Origin of the sequence: Gaiella sp. (assembly GCF_039915195.1) — a bacterium.
GTDB lineage: Bacteria > Actinomycetota > Thermoleophilia > Gaiellales > Gaiellaceae > Gaiella.
Genome location: NZ_JBDSNT010000102.1, coordinates 1 through 8,935, shown reverse-complemented (window position 1 = coordinate 8,935; position 8,935 = coordinate 1). Strand labels below are relative to the sequence as shown.

General features: G+C 67.4%; 10 protein-coding genes. 8 read left to right on the top strand and 2 right to left on the bottom strand.

Annotated features, from left to right (window positions below; genetic code table 11):
- Positions 1-148: 148 nt before the first annotated feature.
- Both ABIR74_RS10185 and ABIR74_RS10180 read right to left on the bottom strand, forming a co-directional pair.
- Positions 149-511, bottom strand: a complete 363-nt coding sequence (locus ABIR74_RS10185; protein WP_348177693.1) for a glutaredoxin family protein — start codon at positions 509-511, stop codon at positions 149-151.
- The gene (locus ABIR74_RS10180) at positions 508-738 is read right to left on the bottom strand and encodes a BolA/IbaG family iron-sulfur metabolism protein (RefSeq protein ID WP_348177691.1); all 231 of its coding nucleotides are present in this window, start codon (positions 736-738) and stop codon (positions 508-510) included. Before ABIR74_RS10180 ends, ABIR74_RS10185 begins: the two co-directional genes overlap by 4 nt.
- Positions 739-755: 17 nt before the next feature.
- Between ABIR74_RS10180 and ABIR74_RS10175 the strand changes: the two genes are divergently transcribed.
- From ABIR74_RS10175 to ABIR74_RS10140, 8 genes are all read left to right on the top strand, one after another.
- Entirely contained in the window at positions 756-1,619 is an 864-nt protein-coding gene (locus ABIR74_RS10175) for a hypothetical protein (protein WP_348177689.1), read from the top strand.
- Complete coding sequence (locus ABIR74_RS10170; RefSeq protein WP_348177687.1) at positions 1,616-1,990, top strand: tetratricopeptide repeat protein; 375 nt, start codon at positions 1,616-1,618, stop codon at positions 1,988-1,990. Before ABIR74_RS10175 ends, ABIR74_RS10170 begins: the two co-directional genes overlap by 4 nt.
- A gap of 42 nt (positions 1,991-2,032) precedes the next feature.
- The gene (locus ABIR74_RS10165; RefSeq protein ID WP_348177685.1) at positions 2,033-2,782 is read left to right on the top strand and encodes an NUDIX domain-containing protein; all 750 of its coding nucleotides are present in this window, start codon (positions 2,033-2,035) and stop codon (positions 2,780-2,782) included.
- Positions 2,783-2,786: 4 nt separating this feature from the next.
- A complete protein-coding gene (locus tag ABIR74_RS10160) occupies positions 2,787-3,749 on the top strand; it encodes an NAD(P)-dependent alcohol dehydrogenase (protein WP_348177683.1) in 963 nt (320 codons plus the stop codon).
- Positions 3,750-3,795: 46 nt separating this feature from the next.
- Positions 3,796-6,513, top strand: a complete 2,718-nt coding sequence (gene acnA, locus ABIR74_RS10155; RefSeq protein WP_348177681.1) for an aconitate hydratase AcnA — start codon at positions 3,796-3,798, stop codon at positions 6,511-6,513.
- Between the two features lie 75 nt (positions 6,514-6,588).
- Positions 6,589-6,825: an AbrB/MazE/SpoVT family DNA-binding domain-containing protein gene (locus tag ABIR74_RS10150; protein WP_348177679.1), complete on the top strand. Its 237-nt coding sequence runs from the start codon at positions 6,589-6,591 to the stop codon at positions 6,823-6,825.
- Positions 6,816-7,205, top strand: coding sequence for a PIN domain-containing protein (locus ABIR74_RS10145; RefSeq protein ID WP_348177677.1), 390 nt, complete (start codon positions 6,816-6,818; stop codon positions 7,203-7,205). The genes ABIR74_RS10150 and ABIR74_RS10145 overlap by 10 nt, the downstream gene beginning before the upstream one ends.
- Positions 7,206-7,253: 48 nt before the next feature.
- Positions 7,254-8,597 carry a cytosine permease gene (locus tag ABIR74_RS10140; RefSeq protein ID WP_348177675.1) on the top strand — a complete coding sequence of 448 codons (1,344 nt, stop codon included), beginning with the start codon at positions 7,254-7,256 and terminating at the stop codon, positions 8,595-8,597.
- Positions 8,598-8,935 lie beyond the last annotated feature (338 nt).

Here is an 8,935-nt window from a genome sequence, read left to right as displayed (position 1 = left end):
GGCGACGCCGACCGTGCCGCCGAGTTGATGCGCGAGCATGTCGAGAGCGCCTTCCGGCACTGGTCGCCGGGGTCAAGTGCCCCGCGCGGCGACGCCTGAACCCGACCCCGGGCCATTGGCCAACCGTAGGGGCGGGACCTGTCCCGCCCTACTCGTCGAGCGCGAGCTCGACCGTGCGCACGAACTGCGTGTGTTCGCCGAGCGCCTCGTCGATCTTCTCCTTGAGCTCACCGGAGGCGTGCATCTCCTCGGTGATGTCGGCGCCCCCGATCAGCTCGCCCTTCACGAACACCTGCGGGATCGTCGGCCACTCGGTGAGCGAGGTCAGCTCCTGCCGGATGCGCGGATCGGGCAGGACGTCGACGGCAACGATCGGCGCGCCGGCCTGCCACAGCGCCTGCATCGCGCGCATCGAGTTACCACAGGCGGGTGCCTCGGGGGTTCCCTTGATGAAGACGGTGACGGGCTCGGTATCGATGACCTGCTTGATCTGATCCTGCAGCGTGCTCATGCGGTTCCCTTCGTTCGAATGCGAAGCTCATGGATGGTGCCGTCGGCGAGCGGGGCGGCGAGCGTGGCGTTGACGAGTTTGTGCTGCTCGATCAACGACAGGCCGTTGAACCTCTCCGAGGTGACGGTGACCTGAAAGTGGTCGCCGCCGCCAGTGCGATCCTCGACCGAAACCTCCCCTCCCGGGAAGGCCTGATCGAGCAGCGCGAGGATCGTATTTGCAGCCATCGGCAATGATGCTAACGATGGCCGGCCGGATTGCCTTCCTTCTGTCGCTTCCCGAGCGCGCCGTACGGTCCGTCTTCGCGCTCGTCGGGGGCGGCGTGCACGAGACCGCGGAGGTGGTTCTCCCTCGTCTCGTCCGCCGCTCGCGTCTGTACGAGGCGACAGCGAAGAATCTCCTCCGTGTCGCGATCGAGGTCGTCGGCGGCGTTGCGGCGTCCGCCGGCGTCGTCGACGAGTACGAGCCGGATGCGACGAGGCTGATGGTGCGCAAGGGAGCGGGCAACGTCGTCGAAATCGGTTCGATCGCGGCGTTCGGCTTCTCACCACTCTGGCTTCTCGCGGCCGGAGCCGATGTCACGAATGGCACGCGGACGTACCTCGACGCGTTCGTTCGTGAGCTGAAGATCGCCGGCGTGCTCACCGAGGAGGCCCACCTCCGCTCGGTCGACGAGCTCCTCGCTGCGCTCGCCGGTGGAACGGGGACGGCTGCACGCCTGATCGACATTCCACCGCTCGAGCTTGCAGCGCTTCGTCGCTCGCTCTCCGATCTGCGCAACGATGCGAGCGGCCTTCCCTCGCCCACCGAGATGGCGTCGCTCTTCGACGGACTACGCGCGGAGGCCGTACGCGAACGGCAAACCCTGCTCGAGGTCTCGACCGGCGTTGGGATCGCATTCTTCAACTCGGCCAGACACGTCGGTCGCCAGCACGTCCTCGACCCCTACAACGAGGACCTCGCTCCACTTCGCACCGAAGGCTTCGGCGCCTACGCCGCTCGGGTCTCGCGCCCGTACGGCTCCGCGATCGCTCGCCACTTCGATCCCACGAAGGCGACCTTGACGGAGCGTGGCGTCGACAAGCTGCGCGGCGGCAGCACCTCGTGAAGGAGCTCGCCCGCCAGCGCTTCGACGAGGCGTGCGACCACGATCGCGCCGGCCGCGAGGAGGAGGCGATCCCTTGTTACCTCGAGGCGCTCGAGCTCGGTCTTGGCGATCCGTGGCGCCAGCAGGCTTTGCTCGGACTGGGGTCGAGCTATAGAAACATGCTGCGGCACGCCGACGCGATCTCCGTGCTGCGCAAGGCGACTGCCGAGTATCCGGACGACGACGCGCTCCGCGTTTTCCTGACGCTCGCACTGTGGAGTGGGGGTCGGGAGCGAGAGGCGTTCGAGCTCCTCGGCAAGGTCGTCGTCGACAACGCGGATCTCCGCGGCTACCGCCGCGCAGCCTCGACCTACTTCGATCACATCGAGTGAGCTTGCGCTAGAAGCACTCGTACTGGTACGGTAATAGTCCTCATGACTAAAACTAGAGATGGCAGCGCGGCACAGAACTACGACCCATCGGACTTCCCGGCGTTCGCCGTCACCGTCGACGTCGTGATCCTCACGATGGCCGAGGGCCTCCTCCAGGCCCTCCTCGTCTGCAGAGGTGAGGCGCCGTTCGAGGGGATGTGGGCGATCCCCGGCGGCTTCAAGCGCCCCACCGAGACGTTGGATGCCGCTGCTCGACGGGAGCTGCAGGAAGAGACGGGCGTCGATGCAGCGAGCCTCCTCACCCAGTTCGGTGCGTACGGCGACCCCGGGCGTGATCCGCGAATGAACGTCGTCACGGTCGCATACCTCGCCGTGCTCCGCGACGTGAAGAACGTTACGGGAGGGTCGGACGCGGCGGCCGCGTCACTCCTTCCGGTCGCCGATCTCCTGAGCGGCAAGATCGAGCTCGCCTTCGATCATCTCCGGATCCTGCAGGACGCGATCGAGCGCGTCCGCGTCGAACTCGAGATCACCGGGATCGCGACCGCGTTCGTCGGCTCGACGTTCACTCTGGCCGAGCTGCGGTCGGTGTACGAGGCCGTCTGGGACGTCCAGCTCGACGCAGCGAACTTCCGGCGCAGCATCGTCGCCGAAGAGGGCTGGGTCGTCCCGACAGGACGTCGCGCAAAGCCCGGCTCGGCCGGCGGCAGGCCTGCGGAGCTCTATCGACCGGGGAGAGCCTGGCGCCACGGCGGTCCCATTCATCGCACGCAACGAGACGAGAGGACGTAAACACATGAGAGCTGTGGTCGCCGACGAGTACGGGCCGCCCGATGTCCTGCACATCGAGGAGGTCGCGCGTCCCGTTCCGACGGCCGACGAGGTCCTCGTCGCCGTGCGCGCCTCGACCGTCACTCGCTCGGACTGCGGGTTCCGCTCCGCGAGCCCGTTCTTCAGCCGTGCGTTCACCGGGCTCCGACGCCCCAGGCGCAGGATCGTCGGCACGGAGTTTGCCGGCGTGGTGGAGGAGGTCGGCTCGAGCGTCACCGGGTTCGCCGTCGGAGACGAGGTCTTCGGCTTCCGGGGAGGCTCGAATGCCGAGTTCGTCTGCGTGCCCGAGAGCGGCGCGATCGCCCACAAGCCACCCGGTATGACCTTCGAGGAGGCCGCGGCAACCTGCGACGGGGCCAGCATCGCCCGAGCGTGCCTGAAGAAGGTCGACCTGCGCGAGGGCACGACGATCCTCGTCTACGGCGCGACCGGAGCGATCGGGACGGCGGCAGTACAACTCGCGAAGGCGACTGGCGCTCATGTGACGGCTGTCGGCAACACGCAGAACCTCGACCTCGTGCGCTCACTCGGCGCCGACGAGGTGATCGACTACCTCACCGAGGACTTCACGAAGAACGGCCAGACGTACGACGTGGTCTTCGATGCGGTCGGCAAGCATTCGTTCCGCCGCTGTCGTTGGTCATTGAACGAGGGTGGGACGTTCCTCGAAACCGACCTCGGGTTCATGTGGCACGTCCCCTTCCTGATCCTCGGCACCCGTTGGATCGGCGACCGGACGGTGATCCTCCCGATTCCCGTCTACTCGAAGGAAGACGTCCTCCACGTGAAGGAGCTGATCGAGGAGGGGAAGTATCGCGCAGTGATCGATCGCACCTATCCGCTCGAAGAGGTGGTCGAGGCGACCCGGTATGTCGAGACCGGTGAGAAGACCGGCAACGTCGTGCTGACGGTCAGCAGCGTGGCCTGAGACGCCTTCGGGGAGGCGAGACCGCTTCCTCTCTACAATCAGAACCATGGCCCACCCCGACTCCTTCGGCGCGCGCTCCACGCTCTCGATCGGCGGTCGTGAGCTCGAGATCTTCCGAGGTGATGCGTTGCAGACCCGGTACGATGTCGCCCGCCTCCCCTACACGCTCCGCATCCTGCTCGAGAACGTGCTGCGGCGCGAAGACGGCGTCACGGTCACAGCGCGCGACGTCGAGGCGGTCGCCGCGTGGGACGCATCGGCCGAGCCATCTCAGGAGATCTCGTACAACCCTGCGCGCGTCCTTCTGCAGGACTTCACGGGCGTCCCCGCGGTCGTCGACCTCGCCGCGATGCGCGCCGCGATGGCCGACCTCGGCGGCGATCCGCAGAAGATCAACCCATTGATCCCGGTCGAGCTCGTGATCGACCACTCCGTGCAGGTCGACGACTTCGCAACGCGGTTCTCGATCGAGCGCAACTCCGCCCTCGAGTTCAGCCGTAACCGCGAGCGCTACGCCTTCCTCCGTTGGGGCCAGGGAGCCTTCGTGAACTTCAAGGCCGTCCCGCCGAACACCGGCATCTGTCACCAGGTCAACCTCGAGTTCCTCGCCCGCGTCGTCGAGGAGCGCGACGGACAGGCGTTCCCGGACACGGTGGTGGGAACCGACTCGCACACGACGATGATCAACGGGCTCGGCGTGCTCGGCTGGGGCGTCGGCGGGATCGAGGCCGAGGCGGCGATGCTCGGCGAGGCGATCTCGATGCTCGTGCCGCAGGTTGTCGGGTTCCGGCTCCACGGCGCCCTGCCCCGAGGTGCAACGGCCACCGACCTCGTGCTCACGGTCACCCAGATCCTCCGTCAGACCGGCGTTGTCGGCAAGTTCGTCGAGTACTTCGGTCACGGTCTCGCCGGGTTGACGCTCGCCGACCGGGCGACGCTCGGGAACATGTCCCCGGAGTACGGTGCCACGTGCGGCTTCTTCCCGGTCGACGACGAGACGCTTCGCTACCTGCGCCTGACCGGCCGCAGCGAGGAGAAGGTGAGCCTCGTCGAGGCCTACTGCAAGGAGACCGGGCTCTGGCACACGCCCGACGAGCAGTCAACGTACTCACAGGTCGTCGAGCTCGACCTCTCCACCGTGGAGCCGTCCATCGCGGGGCCACGACGCCCGCAGGACCGAATCCCGCTTCACGAGGCGCGCAACGCCTTCTCCGCAGCGCTGCCCTCGTTCGGAGTCACCGAAGGCAACGGCCGGGTCGACGAGGCGAGCGAGGAGTCGATGGACGCGAGCGACGCGCCCGCTCTGACTGCCACCGCCGACCACACGGGAGTCGAGCTGACGCTCGACGGCGAGCGGGTCGAGATCGACCACGGTGTCGTCGTGATCGCGGCGATCACGTCCTGTACGAACACGTCCAATCCTGCCGTGATGATCGGCGCCGGCCTGCTCGCGAAGAAGGCCGTCGAGCGGCGATTGACCCGCAAGCCTTGGGTGAAGACGAGCCTCGCGCCCGGTTCGAAGGTGGTAACCGAGTACTACGAGAAGGCGGGCCTGACGCCATACCTCGAGGCACTCGGCTTCAACACCGTCGGCTACGGCTGCACGACGTGCATCGGCAACTCGGGGCCGCTGCCGGCCGAGGTCTCCGAAGCCGTCACGAGCGGCGACCTCGTCGCCTGCGCCGTCCTCTCCGGCAACCGCAACTTCGAGGCGCGCATCCATCCCGAGGTGAAGGCGAACTACCTTGCCTCGCCGCCGCTCGTCGTCGCCTATGCGCTCGCCGGACGGATGGACATCGACATCACGACGGAGCCACTCGGGCACGACCCAGACGGCGCGCCCGTCTATCTCGCTGATCTCTGGCCCTCGCCCGACGAGGTGCAGGAGACGATCGAGGCCGCGATCGGGCGGGACATGTTCCTCCAGACGTACGCGAATGTCTACGAGGGCGAGGACGCCTGGCGTGAGCTGCCCGTTCCGACCGGGGAGTTGTTCGACTGGGAGGACACATCGACGTACGTGCGCCGGCCGCCGTACTTCGATGGCATGGCCGAAGTCGCGGGAACGATCGAGGATGTCAGCGGCGCGCGCTGCCTCGTCTCGATCGGCGACTCTGTCACGACCGACCACATCTCCCCCGCCGGCTCGATCAAGCTCGACTCCCCCGCGGGCGACTACCTCACAGGGCACGGCGTCGAGCGCGGCGACTTCAACTCCTACGGCTCACGCCGCGGCAACCACGAGGTGATGGTGCGCGGCACGTTCGCGAACGTCCGCCTGCGCAACCAGCTCGTCCCGGGGTCGGAGGGAACGTGGACAGCGCATCTCCCTGACGGCGACGAGACGACGATCTTCGAGGCGGCGCAGCGGTATCTCGCAGACGGCGTCCCCACGATCGTGCTCGCAGGCAAGGAGTACGGATCGGGCTCGTCACGCGACTGGGCCGCCAAAGGCCCGAATCTGCTCGGAGTCAGAGCGGTCATCGCCGAAAGCTATGAGCGGATCCACCGCTCGAACCTGTTGATGATGGGAATCCTGCCGCTGCAGTACCTGCCCGGCGAGAACCGCGCCTCGCTCGGACTGACCGGCCGCGAGGAGTTCTCGGTCACCGGAGTCGAGAACGGCGAGGCACGCGTGGTGACGGTGCGTGCCGACGGCGTCGAGTTCCGCGCCACGCTCCGCCTCGACACACCACGCGAGCGCGAGTACGTCCGCCACGGCGGGATCCTCCCATACGTGCTGCGGCGCCTGCTGGCCGAGTAGAGCCAGGTCTCACCGGGACATCTCGAAGCGACATCCACACCGCGTTCCCTTACTTCCTTGCCCTACAGTAAGGGTATGGCGAAGGGGCGAACGCGCGTGACGAGCAAGAACCAGGTGACGATTCCGATCGACGCGCTCAGAAAGGCGGGGATCGCCCCTGACGACGTCGTGTCCGTCTATGCCGACGGTGAGGGCCGAATCGTGGTCGAGCGAATGGAGAGCCTCATCGAGCGCTACGCTCAGAAGCTCAGCGGCACGTGGCCTGGTGGGGTTGAAGGATTCCTGGCCGAGCGGAAGCGCGCGTGGGAGTAACGATTCTCGATGCAAGCGTGCTGATCGGACTGCTCGATCCCGGCGACGCGCTGCACGCACGGGCGACAGAGGGCTTTCGGCACCACGCCGCGGACGACGTCGTGGTGCCGGCGAGTGCCTACTCCGAGACAATCGTCGATCCGGCTCGGCGGGGGGTGTCCCACGTCGCAGCCGTTGACGGGTTCCTCGACAGCTTCCCGATCCGGATCCTCCCGGTCGATCGAGAGATCGGCCGTCGTGCCGCCGAGCTCCGCGCAAAGCACCGTCTGGGTCTTCCCGATGCCCTCGTTCTCGCGAGCGGCGACATACTCGATGCAGGCGTGGTGCTCACCGCAGATGCGAAGTGGGCCAAGCTCTCCCGACGCGTCGTCGTCGTCTGACACGACGACCCACCCTCCGGCTGCTCCGGTAGCCGATACAACTCCGGCGTGAGCGAGAACGACACTTCCTGGGGCATCGATCCCGTCCCCGAGCGGCTGCGCGTGTTCGGCGGCTTCGACCTTGCGCTCCTCTGGGGAAATCTCGGTGTCTCGCTCCTCGTCGTGGTGGCGGGTGCGATTCTCGTTCCGGCGCTGTCTCTTCCGTCGGCTTTCGTCGCGATCGCGATCGGCTGCCTGATCGGCAACCTGATGCTCGCCGTCGCCGGCCTGATCGGCGCGCAGGCCCGCGTCCCTGCGATGACGCTCATGCGCGCCCCGCTTGGAGCGCGAGGCTCCTACCTCCCGACCGCGATCAACGTCGTCCAGTGCCTCGGATGGACCGTGTTCGAGCTGCTCGTGATCGCAACCGCTGCGGCGGCCCTCTCCGACCAGCTCTTCGGAGTCGAAGCCCGGTGGGCGTGGACGCTCGTCTTCGGTGCCGCAGCTCTTGCAATGGGGCTCGCGGGCCCGATCGGCGTCGTTCGCACGGTGCTCCGAAAGGTCGCGATCTGGGTTGTGCCCGTTGCAATCGCGTACCTGATCTGGTGGGCGCTCAGTGGCGGCGGCCTCTCCGAGGCGTGGTCGGCACCCGGCGAGGGTGGCCTTTCGACCTGGCAGGGGATCGACATCGTCGTCGGGGTCACGGTTTCATGGGTGCCGCTTGCAGCCGACTACACGCGCTTCGCTCGCACGCAGCGTGGCGCCTTCTGGGGAACGGGCATCGGCTATCTCCTGCCCGACGTGCTCCTCCTCGGCCTCGGCGCCGTGATCCTGCTGACCCGCGGCGTGGGCGATGCAGCCGCACTGCCGGCGGCCGTTGCGGCGGGCGGGATCGTCGCACTGCTCGCGCTCTTCGTGCTCACGGTGGCCGAGACGGACGAGGCATTCGCCAATGCGTATTCGGGCGCGGTCTCCCTCCAGAACCTCTTCCCGGCGGCGCCGCAGAAGCTTCTCATCGTTGCGACGACAACAGTCGGCACGATCGGTGCGCTTGCGCTCTCGCTCACGAGCTTCCAGTCGTTCCTCTTCCTGCTCGGCTCGTTCTTCGTGCCGCTGTTCGCAGTGCTCCTCGCCGACTGGCTCCTCGCCGGCCGCTCCTACAAGGCGACCGACGTCTTCGGGGCACCGGCCTGGCGTCCGGGCCTGATCGCTGCGTGGGTCGTAGGATTTGGTACATACCAATGGCTCTCCCCGACCGGACCGACCTGGTGGGTCGAGCAGGTGCAACGGCTCGATCCGCCTTCTTGGGGGATCGTGGCGACGCTGCCGAGCTTCGTGGCTGCGTTCACCGTGGGACTCGCCGCCGCGGCGCTGTCACGTCGCCGCGGGCGCACGCTCGCCGCCAGCGTCTGATCTCACCAGAGGCACTACAGCGGGCGAAGGCACCGCACTGCGAGCAACAGCAGCGCACCGAGGACGAGCGCGACACGCGCCACTTACGAATGTCCCCACTCTCGGTCTCTGCGTCGTCGCGTGGACGATGACGGCGATCGCTGCCTAGCGCACCTTCGGTCAGGTCTCTCCTCCCGATGGCGCGGTTCCGTAAAGGTGCGCCCCCGGCAGCGTCGCGTCCACGCGGCTGACGTCATACGGTGAGCCCTCGCGATCGAGGGCGAGGAGGAGTGCGCCGGCAACAGGTTCTCGCGTCGGTCGTATCGACTCGGCGCCTGGCACGCACGACATCACCTCGG